This is a genomic window from Streptomyces sp. SL06, assembly GCF_058244745.1.
In genome coordinates this window covers 19469-34411 of sequence record NZ_JBSYOT010000001.1, presented here as the reverse complement: position 1 = coordinate 34411, position 14943 = coordinate 19469, and the positions used below count along the sequence as shown (strand labels likewise).

The 14943-nt window shown below is 72.0% G+C and carries 12 protein-coding genes; 7 read left to right on the top strand and 5 right to left on the bottom strand.

The window, feature by feature from the left end:
• Window positions 1-210: 210 nt before the first annotated feature.
• From AC4IHM_RS00160 to AC4IHM_RS00150, 3 genes are all read right to left on the bottom strand, one after another.
• Window positions 211-1239, bottom strand: coding sequence for an ATP/GTP-binding protein (locus tag AC4IHM_RS00160; protein WP_490865025.1), 1029 nt, complete (start codon window positions 1237-1239; stop codon window positions 211-213).
• 90 nt (window positions 1240-1329) lie between these two features.
• The gene (locus AC4IHM_RS00155) at window positions 1330-3555 is read right to left on the bottom strand and encodes a transposase (protein ID WP_490865024.1); all 2226 of its coding nucleotides are present in this window, start codon (window positions 3553-3555) and stop codon (window positions 1330-1332) included.
• Entirely contained in the window at window positions 3555-4271 is a 717-nt protein-coding gene (locus AC4IHM_RS00150) for a TnsA-like heteromeric transposase endonuclease subunit (RefSeq protein WP_490865023.1), read from the bottom strand. The genes AC4IHM_RS00155 and AC4IHM_RS00150 overlap by 1 nt, the downstream gene beginning before the upstream one ends.
• A 475-nt stretch (window positions 4272-4746) precedes the next feature.
• On the opposite strand from AC4IHM_RS00150, the gene AC4IHM_RS00145 reads away from it, so the two are divergent.
• Entirely contained in the window at window positions 4747-6912 is a 2166-nt protein-coding gene (locus AC4IHM_RS00145; RefSeq protein ID WP_490865022.1) for a helix-turn-helix domain-containing protein, read from the top strand.
• A gap of 59 nt (window positions 6913-6971) precedes the next feature.
• Here AC4IHM_RS00145 and AC4IHM_RS00140 read toward each other — a convergent pair whose 3' ends face one another.
• Window positions 6972-8021, bottom strand: a complete 1050-nt coding sequence (locus AC4IHM_RS00140) for a TniQ family protein (RefSeq protein WP_490865021.1) — start codon at window positions 8019-8021, stop codon at window positions 6972-6974.
• A gap of 102 nt (window positions 8022-8123) precedes the next feature.
• On the opposite strand from AC4IHM_RS00140, the gene tpg reads away from it, so the two are divergent.
• The 6 genes from tpg (at window position 8124) to AC4IHM_RS00110 (ending at window position 13617) form a co-directional block, all read left to right on the top strand.
• On the top strand, window positions 8124-8693 hold the full coding sequence (tpg, locus tag AC4IHM_RS00135) for a telomere-protecting terminal protein Tpg (protein ID WP_490865020.1): 570 nt from the start codon (window positions 8124-8126) through the stop codon (window positions 8691-8693).
• A gap of 43 nt (window positions 8694-8736) precedes the next feature.
• The gene (locus AC4IHM_RS00130; RefSeq protein ID WP_490865019.1) at window positions 8737-9711 is read left to right on the top strand and encodes a hypothetical protein; all 975 of its coding nucleotides are present in this window, start codon (window positions 8737-8739) and stop codon (window positions 9709-9711) included.
• A gap of 134 nt (window positions 9712-9845) precedes the next feature.
• Window positions 9846-10442 (top strand): helix-turn-helix domain-containing protein, encoded by a 597-nt coding sequence (locus AC4IHM_RS00125; RefSeq protein ID WP_490865018.1) that lies wholly within the window; start codon window positions 9846-9848, stop codon window positions 10440-10442.
• Window positions 10443-10464: 22 nt separating this feature from the next.
• Window positions 10465-12552, top strand: a complete 2088-nt coding sequence (locus AC4IHM_RS00120; RefSeq protein WP_490865017.1) for a hypothetical protein — start codon at window positions 10465-10467, stop codon at window positions 12550-12552.
• Complete coding sequence (locus AC4IHM_RS00115; RefSeq protein WP_490865016.1) at window positions 12552-13274, top strand: helix-turn-helix domain containing protein; 723 nt, start codon at window positions 12552-12554, stop codon at window positions 13272-13274. The genes AC4IHM_RS00120 and AC4IHM_RS00115 overlap by 1 nt, the downstream gene beginning before the upstream one ends.
• 73 nt (window positions 13275-13347) lie before the next feature.
• Window positions 13348-13617: a helix-turn-helix domain-containing protein gene (locus AC4IHM_RS00110; RefSeq protein WP_490865015.1), complete on the top strand. Its 270-nt coding sequence runs from the start codon at window positions 13348-13350 to the stop codon at window positions 13615-13617.
• Between the two features lie 710 nt (window positions 13618-14327).
• On the opposite strand, the gene AC4IHM_RS00105 is transcribed toward AC4IHM_RS00110, so the two are convergent.
• Window positions 14328-14921 (bottom strand): BlaI/MecI/CopY family transcriptional regulator, encoded by a 594-nt coding sequence (locus AC4IHM_RS00105; protein ID WP_490865014.1) that lies wholly within the window; start codon window positions 14919-14921, stop codon window positions 14328-14330.
• Between the last annotated feature and the right edge of the window lie 22 nt (window positions 14922-14943).

Sequence of the window (14943 nt, the reverse complement as noted above, 5' to 3'; positions counted from 1 at the left end):
GCATGCGTAATCAGGCATGGGCTCTCTTTCCGTGAACAGGCATATGAGCCGCGCAGCTGCGGCATCCATGCGGCTTTCGGGAGGGTTTCGGGTGGGCGCGGGCGGCGGGCGGGTGAGGGACTGCGGCAGGGAGCCGGGTCTGTCCGTTGAGTCCGGCCGCGGGGCCGGGCGCGCCGCGCGCGGCGGCCAGCTGGTGCATAGGGGGGCGGGTCAGCCGCCCAGCAGCGGATCGTCGTCGAAGCAGCCCACCAGCTGGCTGTCGAGGAGTTCGGGGGTGATGGCTTCGGTGCCGGTTTCGATGGCTTCCTGGGCGCTCTGGCAGACGAGGTAGGACAGCGGTTTCATGTAGCCGCCGGTGCGCCGGTGCAGGTGCGTGGCGAGTTTGAGGAGGTCGCCCGGTGTGTGCTGGTGCAGGCGCAGCCCGTCGTCGAAGGACTTGACCACTTCGTGGAACAGGCCGTAGTCGTCGGCGCTGTAGGGGATCGGCAGGACCGCGAGGGTGGGGATGCCGCCGGATCCCTGGCCGGGCGGGACGGGTCGTTTTCCCCGCCGGGCCTCGTTGACGAGTTCGCGGGAGCCGGGCCCGCAGTAGACGAAGGAGACGTTGCACTCGGCGGCGAGGTAGCCGAAGTAGTCGAAGGCCGTTTTGAGTTCGGAGGTGTCCAGCCGGTCGATGCCGTCGACCAGGACCAGCCGGGTGCCGCAGGTCTTCATGACGTGGCAGATGGGCCCGCTCATGTCGATGCTGCGCTGGCCGCTCTCGGGGTCTTTGGTGTGCTTGTGGCCCAGGAACTCGGCGAACGGGATCGACATGTCCAGCTTGCTGCTCGGGGCCAGCGGGGTGTTGATGTGGATGACCGGGATCCGCTTTGGGTCGTACGGCAGTTGGTCGCGGAGGATGCCTTCGAAGATGCGGCCGATCTGGCGCAGGACGGTGGTCATCCCGGTCTCGCCCGGCCCGTCGATGGCCAGGTGCAGAGGGCCTTCGCTGCGCCGACTGCCGGCCAGCCACAGGCGTCGGGCGACGGCGACGGCCTTCTTCAGGGCCGGGGTCTGCACGGTGTGCATGGTGGCGTGGTAGCAGATGCGTGGATCGTTTTGGTCAGGCTCAGCGCCGGCCGGAGGGCAGGCGGCCAGGTCGGGCGGCACGACGACACGGTCCAGCTGAACCTGCCAGCCGATACGGGTCGTTGCTGGCAGAAAGATCAGGTCGGGGTCGGGGCCGACAGGCGGGTACATAGGCGGTGTCCTTGGCGGGATGCTGTCCGCCGACGAGAGGGGGCTTCGTCGGCGGACAGGAGAAACGGAAAAAGAGAGAGATGGCGAGGGTCAGGTGGCCGTCTGCGGACCGCAGATGTCACCGGGCCGGGCACCGGTGCCCGGCCCGGTGACATCTGCCTGCCGGGGACGGGCGGGCGGCAGGCACAGCTGGTGCAGGCCGGTGTCCATGCTGGGCAGGCTTGCGATGTGCTGGTAGTCGGGTGCAGGGATGCCGCGGTAGGGGTCCTCGGCGGGCAGCGGGCCGACGCTCATCCCGCGGTCGACGGGCGCCGGCTCGGGCGCCGCGGTACGGGAGGGGCCGCGGCCGGCGTGCTCCAGCAGGGAGCGCACCGTGCGGGCGATGGCGGCCTCGTCCCGGGTGCTGCCGCCCTTCTCCAGATGGGCGGCGGTGGCCTGGTCCCAGACGTGCTCGCTCCACGCGTCGCCGATCAGCCGCTGGTAGACGTAATCCGCCTCCGCCCAGGTGCCGTTGCGGTGGTCCTCAAGCCACACCTTCTCCGGCTGGTGGGGGTGGTAGCGCACGGGCCAGCGCTGTCCCTTGCCGGGCCAGCTCGAGCGGGTGTTGCGGTAGCCGTTGAGGGCGCGGCTGTCGTAGGTGCGGTTGTTGAGCCGGATCCCCTTCTCGGTGACCTTCACCCAGGCGGTGGGCAGCAGCCGTAGCCGGTCCTCGGCGCTCAGGCGGACGGGAACGTAGCCGCTGTTGGCGACGTGGGCGGCGAACACCTGGTTGGGGGTGCGCGGCGGCATCGATGGCAGGAACGGGTTGCGCAGTTCGCTGTGCGGGCGCTGTTGCCAGCCCAGGGCGAGCCACTGCTGCAGGAAGTCGTTGATCTGGTCCACCCGCCACAGCCGCTCGGCGGCGACGTTCTTGCCGCGCTGCTGAAGATCCTTGCCGGTGTAGCCGGGCAGGAACTGGCTGAAGAGGCTTTTGACCGACCCGAAGGTCCGCTCGATGATCGCCTTGTGGGTGGGGGAGTTGGCGCAGGCCGGGCGCACGGAGATGCCCAGCTGGGCGCAGGCGTCCATGAAGGCTCGCCCGGCGAACACCTTGCCGTTGTCCATGACGATCATCTCCGGAATGATCACCGGCCGGGCCGCCGCGCCCTGCATGCGCTCGTCGGCCTCGACGAGCTGCGCGTACGGCAGGTCGGATCCCTCCGCGGCGGCCTTGGGCGACCAGTGCGGGCGCATCGGCTGCGGCGTGCACATCTCGGCGAGCAGCAGCAGCGCGTCCACGGCCTTGGTGGCCCGCCCGCCGTGGCGGCGGGAGCTGCGCCCGGTCTTGGTGCCGCTGGACTTGGGGCGGACGACCGCGGCGAGAACGGAACGGCTGACCACGTCGATGGCCGCGGTCAGTTCCAGTGAGGCGACGCGTCCGGTCTCATCCAGCGCGAGCACGTCCAGCGCGGTGGTGTCGATCTGCACCTGCTCGCCCGGTGTGGTCGCCATGGCCAGGGTGAACGGCGGCTCGGGACGATGGCTGCCGTCGCGGTGGGCGGTCTCCTTCCCGCACAGGATCCCCAGCCGGTCCAGCAGCCGGTAGAACGTCGCCCGGGAAGGCATCAGCTGTGCTGTCTTCTTCTTTTTGAACTTGCGCACGCACGCTCTCCTCAGCAGCTCAAACAACCGTGATCTGGTTCCCACGGACCGCTTCTTGTGCCGCTGATGGATCTTCCGCAGCAGCTTCACCACCTGTTCGTCGACGCGGCCGCGCGTACTGGGGCCGCGCACCCGCCGCTTGTCGACCAGCCCCCACACGCCCTGTGCGAGCCAGGCCAGCCGCTTGCGCTCCACCGTGGCGGCCGACACCCGGTGATGCGCCGCGCACAGCTCGGCGGCCTTGGTCTGGTAGCGCTGCCGCAAGGTGGTGCGCGCGGGGTCGTAGCACGCGCGCGGCGCGGTGCCGGGCGCGGCGAAGCCGGGCAGCCCGGTGTGCACTTCCAGCACGTGGTCCAGCCAGAACTCGGCCTTCTCGCGGGCCGATTCGGGCAGTCCCTCCAGCAGCGCCGCGCCGCCCAGGCCCTGGTGCCCGGCCGCCTGCGGTGCGGCCAAAGCGGTGTCATCCGACGCGGCGTGAGGCGTGCCCAGCACCGCGAAGCCGGGGGAGCGGGACAGCGTGTCCAGGAACACGACGGCGTCCTCGCCGTCGGCGTGCTGGCTGAGCAGGTGCACGCTGGTGCCCTGCAGCGCCGTGACCAGGTAGGTCTCACCGCGCCAGTGCACGGCGTTGCCCACGGCCACGACGGCCGGCCGTGCTGGTGCGTGTCCCGCCATCAGCACGCCTCCTCAGGCGACCACACCGGGGAGCGGGCGGGGATGAACGGCCTGGTCCAGTCGATGAGCAGCTCGCGCGTCCAGACCAGATGGAGTGCCCGGGCCACGGTGGGCAGTTCGGGCAGCCCGCTGGCCCTCACCCCGGCCGTCAGCGGCCGCGGCCGGGCGAACACCTGGCGCAGCAGCTGCGCGGTGTCCGCGTCGGCCAGCCGGGTATGCCGCCAGCGCGACAGCCGCTGGAGATTGCGGGCCGCCACCGCATCCGCCGGGCTCTCGTGCACCCGCACCTGCCAGCCCGCCTGCTGCCCGGCCGCCTCCAGCAGCTGCAGCGTCGCCGCCCACCGGTGCGAGGTGCCCTCGCCGGGCCGGCACACCACCAGCCGGCCCTGCCCGTCGCCGAGCCGGGCGAAGAAGTCCGGCACATAGCCCTCAGCGTCCGGCCGGCCCAGCCGCACCGGCCAGGCCGCGAAGGTCACCACCTCCGGGTCGGCCTCCAGCGCCAGCGCCGCTTCCAGGGCGCCCAGGGTGGCGCACCCGGCATGCCGGGCCTGACCGGCCGGCCGCCACCAGGTGGCGATCGCCTGCCTGCCCTGATAGCGCTGCGGCTGCCACACCGGCTCGAGGTCCTCCAGCCGTTCCCCGCGCAGCGCACCCACCGGCCGTTCCAGCAGCCGGCCGGCCCGGGAACGCACCTGCGCCCACACACGATCACTCACGACAACAACCCATCTCAGGACAGCACGGACACCGCCTCCTCCGGCCTCATGCAGCTGAAGCACGGACGATGCAGGCGATGTCCGAACACCCTGGCGGGCCGGCCCTCATCCGGAGAAGCGATTCACGTCGAACGCGCTCGAACGAGTGAGCGCGACACGGGTCCGCGCGCCCCTCGATCGTCAGAGCGAAGAGCGCTCCGGCAGCCACTCCACCTGTGTCAATGGGTGACCGGAGAGGTGTGTGCAGGGGCGTAAGACAACACCCCGCGTGCGCCTCCCTCGAACGGCTGCACATCTGTGCGTGTCGCCGGTCATATCGCAGCAGGTCAACTCCCTGTGACGCACCGGCGAAACGCTACTGCGCTATCCGAAAGGGACTCACGCTTAAGGCATGCTGCGCTGTCAAGCGCACCCGCCAGGAGTCGAGCAGGGCGCATCCCATGGCAGAACACAAACCACCGGGGGAGCCAGGCACGTGGACGGGCTGTTCGATCTCAACGACCTCACCGGCGGCACAGGGCAGCCCTCCGGAGGCCTGCCGGATCCCGCCGAACGGGGCAGGCTGCGGCGCAGATCCAAGCTCTCCCTGCACCAGGTCGCTGATTCCTGCGGTGTCAGCGAAGCCACGGTCCGGGCCTGGGAGCAGGGCAGCAGCACACCGCGCGGACCGAACGCCGTCACCTACTGCCACCTCCTCACCGCCCTGAGCGGACGGCTGACCGCCACGCCGATGCCCCGGCCGCCGGTCGCCGAGGCGCCCGACTGGGCGGCCCTGGGCGCCCTGCGGCACGAGCTGCCCACCCAGGCGGCGGACGAGGCCGAGTGCTGGCGCTGCCGGCAGCCCACGGCCCAACGCGTGGGAGAGCGCCCCCAGCATCTGGGCACCCGCTGCCCGGCCCCCGCCACACCTCGGCCCGCGCCGGCCGCAGCCCCGCAGCCGGCCGCAGCGCCCGCGGCCCGGCCGTCCCTCCCGCTGCCCGGGCCCCGCAGCCCGCAGCCGCCGGCCCCGGCCCCGGCTCGGGCGCGCCTGGTGTACCCGCCCCCGAGCCGCCGGAGCACCACCGACGGCCCCCTCACGGTGCTCGAAGCCGCCCCCCAGGGGCTGACGGCACATCTCGCCGACGGCAACACCCGCTCCTGCGCGGCCGGTGACCTGCCCGCCCTGCTGGCCTGGACCCTGAGCCAGAACCTGGGCGCAGCACCCCTGCGCCCCGAAGCCCTGCCCGCCGGACCGCTGCTGGTCCTCACGCCCTCGGCCCTGGCCCACCTGGGCCTGCCCGCCGCCGCACCGAGCGCCCCGCAACGCCACCCCCGCAGCGACCACCCGCTCCTGCGCCAGGTCCGTACCGTCGGCTGGCAGAGCGACCAGGAGGGGCTGGGCCCCTGGATGCGCCTGCACCCCAGCGCCGGCGACCCGGCCTGCGACAGCATCCACCTCGCCCTCACCGGCTGGGGCGCTCTCCACCACGACGCCTGGAACCTGCCCACCGGCCTGGACGCCGGCCAACTCGCCCGGCTACTGGGCCAGTACACCTCCCTGCTGCGCACCCCGCTGGGCCCGCCGGGTGCCTGCGGGCACCAGCTCATGAGCGACCTGCGCCCGGCCCCGCACCGCCACACCGCCACCCGCGCCCTGGTGGCCTCGGGCGTCCGCGGTGCACTGACCCAGGTCGTCGACCCGGCCCCCTGCGAAGCCCCGCCCGGCCACCACCTCGCCGACGGCGCCGCGCAGGATCCGCCCGCCGACAGCGACATCCACTGGTGGCGGCCGCCCACCGAACAGGAAGCCGAACGCGGGTACGTGGTGTGCCTGGCCGTGAACCTGCTGCACCTGGCTGGCAGCAACTCGATCCGCGTCGCCAACGGGCCTGCAGAACAGATGAGTTATCCCGCGTTCGACCGTAAAATGCCCGGCAGCTGGCTCGTCGACCTCTCCGCCGCGCCTCACCACCGGCTGCTGCCCCCGCCCTTCGCCGGCAAAGGCCCGGCCTGGCACACCACCGCCGCGCTCGCCTACGCCGACGACCGCAAAGTGCAGTTCCGTCCCCTGGAAGGCTGGCTGCGCCCCGCTCCGGCCGTCCCCTACCTCGACCCCTGGTACAAGCGCATCCGGCTGGCCCGGCTCGCCGCCCTCGAACGCCTGGGCATCACCGAGCACATGGACACCCCCGACCTCCTGGCGGCCCTGCGCGACCTGCCGCACGCCGATGCCGGCCAGCGGGCCCTGCTGCACGCCCTCCACGCCACCGCCGAAGACGCCTTCACCGCACTGGCCCAGCCCCCCACCCAGCCCGACCAGCTGGCCCCGGCCTCCTGGACCACCCCCGATCTGCCCACCTGGCGCCCCGACCTGCGCGCCGCCGTCGTCGCCAACGCCCGCGCCAACCTGCACCGCAAGCTGGCTCTCACCGCCCGGGACGGCTACTTCCCGCTCGCCGTCGCCGGCGACCACGTCCTGTACGCCACCCACACCCCGCACCTCAGCGAGATCACCGAACAGCCCAACAGCGGTTTCACGATCGGCATCGCCCCCGGCCATGTGAGGCCTGTCGCCGCCCACCCCGTGCAGTGGCTGACGGACCGCTGCGCCGAAGGCATCAACGCCGCCCAGCTGCTGAAGGACACCTGCCCGTCATGGTGACCCTCGTCCGCCCCGCGCCCCCGCGCCCGAGCGGACCCCGGCCGCGGCCGCCTGGCCGCTCACTCCACAGCGGTCACCGCCTGCCCCAGCCTCCACTGCAGACACGAGGCGTCCTCCAGGGTTCCCTGCGCGGGCAGCGCACGGTGCGGCGGCAGGGCAGGCAGCTGCTGCGAGAGGTAGTCGGGCGGCGGGGGCTGCTGCGCGAGCCGGGCCACCACCGGCGCGCTGACGCGGTGCAGCAGCGTCCACTCGCGCAGCATCCGGTAGCCGCCCTGCTGCATCTCCTCCGGCATGCCCAGCCGCTCACCGACGAAGGAAATCCAGTGCCGCGACACCCAGCCCGGCGCGCCGTTGCCGAAGTCCCGGCCCCACCGCCGCTGCCGCTCGTACACGGCCATCGCCTCGGCGACGACGACGGCCTCCGGGTAGACCACCAGCGGGACCGACCACAGCTGACGCCCCTGCCCGAGGATGTCCTCGCGCTGCGCCCACACGGTTTCCGCCCCCATCCGGCGGCTCTGCCACCAGCAGGCGCTCACCTGCATGGCGTCGGCCAGCAGCGCCCGCGCGTAGGGGCCCACCCCCTGCCGCAGGCGCACCCACCGCCGGTGCGCCCGCACCACCGGCTCCAGCCCGGCCAGAGAAACCTGCGCCGGGCCGCCGCCGGAGGCATCACGCAGCCAGCGCCCGTGGCGCACACACACCTGCCAGCGCTCGCCGCTGGCCAGCCACACGGGCGCCACCACATCGTCGCGGCGTGCCAGGCACAACGCACACGGCTCCAGCACCGTCCACGGCCCGTCCCACGCAGCGACCCGTACCAACTGCCGCGTGCTGCAGCCTGTCGACCACGCCAGCGTGGGCAGCGCCCGGCGCAGATCCTGCGGCGTCTGCCACGCCATGACAGCCAGCCGGTCCACCGCCTGCTCGTGCAAGAACACCTCCTGCACGCACGGATCCAGCTCCTGCGGCCGCGCCCGTCCCCCCGCCTCGCCCAGCACGTCGGCCACCGCCGCCGCGTTGACCTGCGCCAGCCGCCGGACGAACGACCCCGTCGACTCGCCCGGCACCGGCTCCAGCCCCACCGGCCTCGGCGCTGCGTCCTCCACCCCTCGCCCCTTCCCACCCGCGTACACCCGTCTCCCGCCAGGACAACGACACAGGAACCCCGCCGGCAACGCGGACCCACCTCCCAGGAGACCCCCACCGCCGTGCCCCCGACGAACACCGCGGTCGCCCATGCACTCGACCTCGCCGACGAGCGGCACTGGACCCGCCGCCCGCCGGCCCGCCCCGCCGCCCGCCTGCGCCACCTCCTGCAGACGCAAGCGGCCCCACTCCTGGCCCCCAGCCTGTTCGCCTACCCACAGGCCCTCACCCGCTGGGCCGACGGCGACACCAGCGACCTCACCCCCGCCCACGCCACCCTGATCGAGCACGAGATCTACCGCACCTGGCAGCCCGAGGTACGCCGCCGGGCCCACCAGCAGATCGTCGAGCACGACGGCTGCGTCACCGTCCAACTCCACGCCCGCTTCAGCTTCACCACCGCCAGCGGCGAGTTCCACGACCCCCGCCTGTACCGCCTGACCGAGGACCTGCCCACCCTGCACGCCTGGCGCCTCTTCAAGGCCCGCCACCGCGACGCCGACGAGGCGGACCTGCGCCGCATCCTCGCCGACGGCATCGGCGAAGCCTATTTCTTCCGCGCCCTGCCCCCCGACCAGCAGCAGGCCGCCGTGACCCTCACCGACCTCCACCACGTCCACTTCCACTACTGACCGCCCCTGCCCCCGACCACCACCGCCCTTCCAGGAACTCCTCATGGCCCTTCTCATCTACGCCTTCCGGGACAACAACGGCCGCTGGCACGGCGACGCCGACGTCCCCCTGCTCAACCCCGCCGAAGAGCCAGGGCTCGGACAGCTCACCTATCACCCCGTGCCCGGCACCCCCGAAACGAGCAGCCCGTTCGCCGGACAGACCCTCACAGTCCTGTACGGCGTCGTCGACCTCGAAACGGGCCCCGTCACCTACCAACTCGACACCGGCGGACGCTTCCCGGCCTCCTGGCACGTCCACACCCTGCTCGCAGCCCCCCGCGGGGCGGCCCTCGCGCACCAGGACCTTCCCGACACGCGCGAGCAGACTCCCTGTCTGGAAACCGCGTTCACGGACAACAACAGCCGCTACGTCCTGACCGGCGTCCGCTGCGACAACGGACAGCTCGCCGTGGAAGTCACCGTCAGCGGCGACCAGGGCGAGGTCCGCGCGGAACTCTGCGGCGCGGTGAGCGACAACGACCTCCAGCACCTGGCACGCCTCCTGGACGCCGCCTCCCGCGCCCTGAGCGCGCACACCGCCTCCGTCCCCTCACCGCGCACCGGTGCCCCATGGACACCCGAGGACAGCGCCCGGCTTGCCGCCCGCTTCCGCCAGGAACGCGACTTCGGCGTCCTGTCCGTCGAGTTCGGCCGCCGCCGCGGCGAGGTCTTCGACGAACTCAAACGCCAGCAACTGGTCTGCGCCCCCTACCAGCAGCGCAGCGCCGTCCCCCACCAGGAGCCGGCCCCCACCACCTCACCGATCCTCAAGGAGCGCCGACTCATCCACCGCAACTCGCACGCCCGCTGGACCGACGAAGACGACCAGCAGCTGTCCCAGCGCTGCGCCGAAGGCGCCACGAGCGCCGAGCTCTCCGAGGAGTTCGGCCGCAGCAAGACAGCCATCGAAGCACGGCTGCTGAAGATCGATGCCACCGGCCCCGCCGCGGACGAGGCCCGGCTCGCCATCCTGTGATCACCCCGCCCCCGATGCCCCGGTCCGGCCCCGCAGGGCCGAACCGGCGGCGCTCTTTGACGTGCCCACCGACATACCCTAGAATCAATGCCAAATCAGATATCAGAGTTCGCATGTACGAAGGGGGCGCGACGGTGCTGCTGACAACCGGCCAGGCAGCCGGAGAACTCGGCTGCGCCGTCACCACGTTCAGGCGCCTGGTGCACGCCGGACTCCTCCCCGACACCTCCCGCCGCGGCGTGCGCGTCATGATCCCCCTCGACAGCGTGCAGGCCCTCGGCGGGCGCCGGCACGCAGCGCTGGAGGGGCTCGACGCCGAAGAGATCGCCGTCCTGCGGGTAGACACCGCCCAGCGAGTCGACGAGCCGGACCGCCACTGGATCGGTTTCGCCGCCTCGCTCGCGCCCGACGAACTCCTCAAGGCACTGCGCGGCTGGTGGCGATGCGACGCGGCCAGCGTCGCCACCGGGGGAGTCCTGCCCGTGACCCTGTCCGGCTACGTGGTGGCCGTACTGACCGGCCTTCAGCGATGGGAGAAGAACACCGAGGGTCGCCACGCCTTCCCCGACGCCCGCCTGGCCGGCTACGTCACCGACCTGATCACCCCCCAGATCACCCTGACCTCCCGCACGGACCAAGACCGGCACCTCGCCGAACTGCTGCTGGGCACCCGGCTCCCCTCCCACTCCGGCGGAGCCATCGCCTACGTCCCCACGAACTCCGCCAACTGAACCGCCCGCAGAAGGAACCCCGATGGACGCACAGAGCTACAACACCGCTCTCACCGAACTGCGCGGCGTGCGGGACGACATCAAGAAGGCCCGTGCCGCGCTGGCGAAGCTCGAGGCCGACCGCGACCAGCGCATCACCCAACTGGCCCGCCACGAGAAGGCGAAGGCAGAACGGATCGCCCCGGCCGCCGGACTGAGCGTGGCGGACATCGTCGCCCTGGCCCCCGGCCTGGCCCCCCACAGCCTGACCGCAGGCGAGGCCCCGCCGCAGCCCGCACCCCCAGAGACGACCGGGCCGCCCACCACCGGCACGGCCGAGTCCGCACCGGACACCCACCCGGAAGCCGCCGCCCCCGGGCCGGCCGTTCCCTCACCCGCCCCGGGCCCGGCCGGGGCCACACCCGCGACGCCCACGCAGGCACCCCGGACCCTGCCCTCCATCCCCCAGGGAAACACCGGCGACGCCTGGTTCACGCACACCCGAGCCCTCGCCTCGCAACGCCCGAACTTCACCCAGCAGGCCCGCTCCACCGTCTTCCTCGACACCACCACCGGCGTCCTGGTCCACCGCAGCCAGACCCACCGCCTGGACCTCGGCAACCGGTCGGCCCACGACCTCCTCACCGCTGTCTTCCATGCGGTCCCCGAGGGCGTGGAACGGATCTACATCACCGCCGGCGACCCCTGGCACGCAGGCGCCGACCGCTACCCCTACCTGCGCGACGCCGTCGCCGCCTGGCTCAACGCCCCCACCCCGGGCTGGCGCACCGACACCGGCCGCGGCAAGGACCGGATGGCCGGACACTTCGTCCACGTCCGCAACCCCGTCGGCCGCTACCAGCGCGAGAACGGCGACCAGCATGTCGAGATCCGCTCGGTGGGCGAATGGTTCGACCTCGACGGCGACGCCCCGGCCACCATCCGCGACGCTTTCGTCCTGCTGTGGCAGGCACTGCGCCACCACTGGAACGACGCGGTCCTCATGGGCTCCCCCTCCCAGACCGGCCGCGACCTGTGGACCCGCACCATCCCGCAACGCGGCCACCACGCCGAGGGCTTCCCGGTCCTGTCCGAAGAACTGCGCGGCCTGCTCCACGCCACCGCCGGGCAGGGCCGCAACGAACTGCTCACCCCTCCGCGGGTGCCCGAACAACTGCCCCAACTCGTCGAGTACGACCGCACCTTCGCCTACGCCAAACACACCTGGAAGTCCCCGGTCGGCACCCCCCGCCGCGTCACCGCCGCCACCTTCGCCTCCTGGCCGCAGAAGGAACAGCAGCAGGCCCTCTACGGCTGCGGGCACTGGCAGGTCCGCGTGACGGTCCCCGACACCTGGAACCACGTCGGCCTCCTCCCGGCGCCCGCCCCGGGCGAGCGCGCCTGGCACTACCCGGCCAACCCCGGCACCACCTTCACCACCTGGGCCGGCGGCCCCGAGGTCCACACCGCCCTGACCAACCCCGTCAACCCATGGAAGATCGAAATCCTCGACGGCATCCTGTGGGACAGCGGAAAACCCCTCGACGACTGGGCCAAGAAACTCAAAGACACCTGGACCAACCTCTGCACCCAGGCCCACTTCCAGGGCGACGCCCAACAAGCCAGGGCCGCCCACCTCGCCTCCCGCGCCGTGCGCGCCATCCTCCTGTACGGCATCGGTTCCTTCGCCCAGCGCCCCCGCATGGTCACCGGCACCACCCCCCGCACCCTGGAGCGCGATGTGCCACCGGATGCCGAAATCATCGGCTTCGACGACGAACTGATCACCTGGCAGCGGCCCCGAGGCTTCAGCCGCGACCCCCACGCCCACCCCGAATGGGCCGCTACCATCTGGTCCGGCGCCCGCGCCGCCCTGCTCACCCAGCGCCACCGCGACGAGGACACCTACGCCGGAGCCCTGCACACCGAACCCGGAAGCGTCGTCGCCTTCCGCACCGACGCCCTCTACCTCACCCAGCCGCAGAACTGGCCCCACCACAACCAGCCCGGCGACTACCTCCTGCGCGGCCACCTCACCGGCCCCATCCCCGCACCCACCACCGAGGAAGAACTCCTCGCGCTGCGCGATACCGGACGCACCGCCCTCACCCAGCCTGCCAGGGAAGCCTGATGCCACCCCGCAACCGCCGCACCAGCCCCGGCGACCAGGGCGAGCGGAACGAAGCAGCCCAACTGGCCGACCAACTCCAGGCAGCCGGCTACACCAAGCGCGACATCGCCCGCATCATCAACCGCGACCCCTCCCTCGTCTCCCAGTTCTACACAAAGAACAAAGGCGCCGCCTTCGTCCCCGCCCTCCAACACGTCCTGGCCGCCGTCCAGAGCGGCGGTATCACCGACCCGACCGAACTGGCCGCCCTCGCAAGCCGGCACACCACCCGCCGCACCACCGCCTCCGGCGCACAAGCCCGCGTGCGCGGCAAAGCCGTCCTCATCACCCCCGTCGGCTCCGGCACCGGCCGCGTCGGCGCCCAGGCGATCGCCTCCGGCTCCTCCCGCCTGCGCCCCCTGATCGCCGAAGCCGCCCGCCGCAGGCTGCGCCTGGCCTTCACCGTCCGCCTCGCCAAGACCGGCTACCTGCACCCCTCCGGCAGCCGCACCGACTCACCCGGCATCCGCCGCAACGTCATCCAGCGCGCCGACCACACCGAAGAACGCTCCTACGGCTCCTCCGCCACCGGCGGCCACGACGCCGTCGGCTTCGCCCGCCGCGTCGATGCCGCAGGCGGCGACGTCACCGCGGCCGTGCACCAATGGCTGGTGGAAACCGGCCGCATCCGCCCGGACGCCCAGATCACCCACCTCGAGGTGCGCACCTGGCGGCCGCGCTGATCACACGCGCACGCAGCTCCCCGCGCAGTCCATAAGCGTCAAGTCCCGCAGGCGGAGCGGTAGGTTGAATCCCATGGTGCTGTCGTTGGGGGACCGGGTGCGGGCGGCGATTGCCGCGCTCATGCAATTGACGGGCGAGTCGCAAGCCGACCTCGCGGTAGCGCTGGGTGTGAGCCAGGCACAGGTCAGCCGTCGCCAGTCCGGAAGCGCGGCATGGCCCCTGAACGACTGCGACCGCGTGGCCGCGCACTACAAAATCGACGTCCTCGATCTCCTGGCCGGCCCCGCGCGTGCGTGTGAAGGTCTCCCGCCGGCGCGCCGACGCACACCTCAACGCCAGTAGCCCCTCTGTTCCCCAATCGATGCGATATCCGCGGCCGCATGTGCCGCGCACCCTCTGCGGGGGCGAGTTCCCGAGCGTCCTCAAGACTTTGAACGCGGCGCCGGGCGCTGCGGTGGTCTTTCCATCCGGCCACCGGCCGCATACCTGCTACGTGCCGGAGGCCGACGAGAGGGGTTTGGAACTGCTGCCGGTGTACCGAGCAGGAGTGACTTCCGGTGAGTGTGAGTGAGCGCCAAGGACGGATGCGGTGGTCTGCTGTGTGCCGGGAGGACCGTTGCTGTCAGGGTGTGTTCCGGTCCTTTCTCGGGAGGGGAACTGGGGTTCTTGGTCGACCGGTTCCACGTGATCCGATGAGACGATCCTGCTCGGCCCTCACCTCAGCTGCGTCTTGCGGTGTTGGACCGGAACGACGGCCGAACGCGTTCTTCCAGCCGCTGGACCAGGCGTACCGGTGACGGCCGTCAAGCAGGACTGGTGAGAGTACTCGAACGGGGAGGGAATGCGGCCGGCGTGCCGTCCCACTCGCCGATCGCACCGCACGTCAGCCCGACAACTCCGCCGCGGTGGCCCGTACCGACGCCACCACCGCGGGCAGCACGTCCCGGCCGGGCCGTTAGCCAGTCGGACCGCCTCCTGGCCCCTGCACGCTGCGGCCCGGCGGGAACCCGAACCGGGCCCAGTGGTCGTGCCGTGGGTGCTCCCGCGCCTGCTCAGCTGGCGGCTGTCTCCGGCTGCGGCACGGCCTCAGCGGACTGCGGGGCGGCTGCGGCGGTGTAGAAGACGGATGAGCCCTGCTTGGTGCGGTGGACGTGGCCCTTGGCGACCAGCCCTTCGACCGTGGTCCGCACCACGGTCGTCTTGATGGCGCGGTCAGGGTGGTCCTGGGTGAGTGCAGAGGAAATCTCGGCAGCCGACCGCGGCTCGTTCTGCTGTTCCAGGTGGTTACGGACCAGCTCGACGAGGGACGGTTTGCCGGCTGCCTTGGATGTCTGTGCGGAGGCGGCCGTGGCGGCGGGCTTCTTGGGCGTCGCCTTGCCCGCACCCGCGGCGGCTGTCTTCTTCGGCCTGCTGCGCTTGGGCTCGGCGGCAGCTTGGCGGGGCACGGACGCAGTGGCCTTGGTGTCCGCCTCGGCGGCGGGACCCGCGTTGCCGAGCGCCTGCTGCATACTCACCAAGACGGTGTGGTCATGCTGCAGAGCACGCAGCTGCTCCTGCAGGGCTTCGGCTTCCGCTCCGATGCGTTCCTGCTCCTTGGCGTTGCGCTCCAGATCACCCGTGATCTGCGTGACGTACTGCGACGTCAATTCTGTACCGCTGGCCTGGCTT

Bases quoted from the DNA above. Each gene is read 5' to 3' on its own strand.
- AC4IHM_RS00110 (WP_490865015.1), top strand. From the start codon at position 13,348: ATGGTGCTGTCGTTGGGGGACCGGGTGCGGGCGGCGATTGCCGCGCTC.
- AC4IHM_RS00115 (WP_490865016.1), top strand. From the start codon at position 12,552: ATGCCACCCCGCAACCGCCGCACCAGCCCCGGCGACCAGGGCGAGCGG.
- AC4IHM_RS00160 (WP_490865025.1), bottom strand. From the start codon at position 1,239: ATGTACCCGCCTGTCGGCCCCGACCCCGACCTGATCTTTCTGCCAGCA.
- AC4IHM_RS00155 (WP_490865024.1), bottom strand. From the start codon at position 3,555: ATGGCGGGACACGCACCAGCACGGCCGGCCGTCGTGGCCGTGGGCAAC.
- AC4IHM_RS00130 (WP_490865019.1), top strand. From the start codon at position 8,737: ATGGCCCTTCTCATCTACGCCTTCCGGGACAACAACGGCCGCTGGCAC.
- AC4IHM_RS00120 (WP_490865017.1), top strand. From the start codon at position 10,465: ATGGACGCACAGAGCTACAACACCGCTCTCACCGAACTGCGCGGCGTG.